Raw genomic sequence first — 2,523 nt, 5'->3', positions numbered from 1 at the left:
AACGGCGTACAGGCGAAGACCGTCGACCCTGGCAAGAAGAACCGGCCGCTGAACGCCACGTACAAGGACCGGGTCCTGACCGTCTCGCTCGCGACCTCGGCCCACTCGTCGGCCGGCTCGGTGGTCGCGCACATGTCCGTACCCGTGCCGCTGATGTCCGACTGCACACGGGCGAACGCGGGCACGCCGGCGAGCAGTCCCATCGCGCTCATCACTGCCACGGCTCCCAGCCGCGCACGTTTTTTCATCCTGATCCCCCGTAAGAAACAGCTGATTCGCCGGTAACTCCGGTACCGAGCCGGACACGCGGCTCGTCCGGGCCCGTACGGCCGATAGTGCCGGAACCACGGCACAAAAGATGAGAATCCGGAGAATCCGCCTCACATTAGCCGTCAGAGGACCAGCAGCCCGCGCGCCTCCGCGTCCCGGCGCAGCGCGCCGACCACCTCGGCCGGCCGCGGGCGCGGCGGTTCCCGGCGCCGGCCCCACCGCCGCAGCGCCTGCGTCGCGTGGCTGGTCGCCAGCGGGAGGTGCGGGTAGTGCCGCAGCGCGAGGTCGTCCACGATGCCCTCACGGCGGCCGAACCAGGCCAGCGCCCGCCACTGGGCCCGCCCGACGTACGCGTCGGAGGTCGACCCGGGCGGCGCGGGCAGCACCCGCACGCGCTCGAACCGGCGGCTGCCGGCCAGCCACCACTCGGCGCCGGCCACCGTCGGCCGGGCCGCGGACTCGCACCAGTAGGGCACGATCCCGTGCGACAGCGCCAGCCACGGATCGAGCAACCCGTCCGACTCGATCGCGCAGGCCTCGCCACCGCGCGCCGCGGCGGCGAACCAGTCCCGGTGGAGGTCCGCCACGCAGCCGCTGAGCGCGCCGGGCCGGCGGTAGATGACCCGGTGCACCGAACGCGGCCGCAGCCGCCGCAGGTGCTGCTCGAACGAGGGCTCGCCGGCGAGCTCGGCGTACTGCGCCGGCACGCCGGGCTCCGGTTCGGTCCACAGTGCACAACCGCTCTGGTGGAGCGTGTGCCGGAACGCCGCGTGTTCGGCGCTGTAGTCGCCCGGTCGCCAACCGCTGACCGGGCTGCCGATCTGGAACGTGTGCCCGGGCGAAACCGTCGTCACGGGCCAGGTCCGCGCGTCCCGGACGACGATGGCCACGCCACCGTCCAGCCGCTTCGCGAGAAAGTCCCGGTAGGCCCTCGGGACCCGCCGCCAGCGGACGTGGAAGGTGAGGGTCGTGCCGCAGAGCCGGCCGCGCTGCACGGGGTCGTGCACCTGCCGCACGGTCACACCCGGGTTCGCGGCCAGCAACCGGCGCGCCACCTCCCGGCCGGCCTCCAGCGCGGCGGGCCAGTCCCCGTCGGCACCACCGGGCCAGGCGGTGGTCAGCAGGAATCCCGTGGGCAGCCACGGCGCGCCGAGCGCCGCCGCGAGGTGCACGGCCGCGCCGTGCGGCGACCCGAGCAGCACGGCCGGATACCGATCGGCCGGATAGCGTTCGCAGATCCAGGCCGCGACCGCCTCGGCGTCGACCCGGCCGGCGTCGTCGGCCGCCACCGCCTCGGCCCGCGCGTCCCGGTCGACCACCTCGGGCCGGACCAGGCTGACGACGTGCGGGTTGCGGCCGCGGACGGGCACCCGGTCGAGGCCACCGCAGTCGCGCTCGCCCGCGGCGCGGACCGCCACGTCGAGCAACCGGCGTTCGAGGCTCTCCGGGCTCATCACCCGGTCGGCCGCGACCGGTGCCGCGGCGGCGGCGATGCCATCGGCCATCGTGCACCCCCTTGATGCGCGGGCCGCGTGCCCGTTGTGCGGCTCGTGAAACACGCAGCGCTGCCGGAGTTGCCGGATTTAGGCGCCCGAGGTCCAGGTATGCACCCTCATCGGCCTTTGCGCGGTGAGCCGACGCCCAACCCGGTCAGCGCCGGCACGCGGCGGACGAACGGCACCACCGTTCGCCGTTTGCTCAACCGCCGGACGCCCATAGATCGGCGGTTGGGCATCTCTCGACCGCTAACCTGCGCGTCATGAGCCTGCTCTCCGTCGCGCACCGGGCCGGCAACACGCTGACCGGCCTGTGCGCCGCGCTCGCGGCCGGGGTCGACCTGGTCGAGGCCGACGTCCACCTCTACCGGGGTGTGCTGGAGGTCCGGCACCGCAAGGCGATCGGCCCGCACCTCTACTGGGAGCAGTGGGTCGAGGTCAACCGCCGGCGCAACCTGGTCGTGCCGTCGCTGCCGGAGGTGCTGGCCGCCGCGGCCGGCGACCCCCGGCTGATGCTCGACCTCAAGGGCCCGTCACTCGCCGTCGCTCCCGAGGTCGCGCGGGCGTTGCGGGCGCACGCGCGCGGCGTACCGGTGGCGGTGTGCACCAAGCAGTGGGCGATGCTCGACGCGTTCGCCGGCCAGCCGCACGTGCGCCGCATCCTGTCCGCCAGCGACCCGGTGCAGCTGGCCCGGCTGCGCGCCCGCCTGCGCCGGGGCCGGGTCGACGGCGTGTCGATCCGGTTGCGGCTGCTGAC

At 74.4% G+C, this 2,523-nt stretch carries 3 protein-coding genes; 2 read left to right on the top strand and 1 reads right to left on the bottom strand.

All coding sequences use genetic code 11. The features are described 5' to 3' along the window. Positions 1-285: hypothetical protein (locus AB0H87_RS40615; RefSeq protein WP_360158814.1), on the top strand; the 285-nt coding region annotated here is incomplete at its 5' end. Positions 286-392: 107 nt separating this feature from the next. On the opposite strand, the gene AB0H87_RS40610 is transcribed toward AB0H87_RS40615, so the two are convergent. Beyond that, a complete protein-coding gene (locus AB0H87_RS40610) occupies positions 393-1,775 on the bottom strand; it encodes a hypothetical protein (protein ID WP_360158811.1) in 1,383 nt (460 codons plus the stop codon). Between the two features lie 254 nt (positions 1,776-2,029). On the opposite strand from AB0H87_RS40610, the gene AB0H87_RS40605 reads away from it, so the two are divergent. Next, positions 2,030-2,523 (top strand): glycerophosphodiester phosphodiesterase (locus AB0H87_RS40605; protein ID WP_360158808.1); only part of this gene is annotated, 494 nt, incomplete at its 3' end.

It is taken from the genome of Asanoa sp. NPDC050611, assembly GCF_040654855.1.
In the GTDB taxonomy this organism is placed as follows: Bacteria; Actinomycetota; Actinomycetes; order Mycobacteriales; family Micromonosporaceae; genus Asanoa.
This window is presented reverse-complemented; position numbering and strand designations above follow the sequence as displayed.

Coding starts and splice junctions, on each gene's coding strand:
- AB0H87_RS40610 (WP_360158811.1), bottom strand. CDS start 1,775: ATGGCCGATGGCATCGCCGCCGCCGCGGCACCGGTCGCGGCCGACCGG.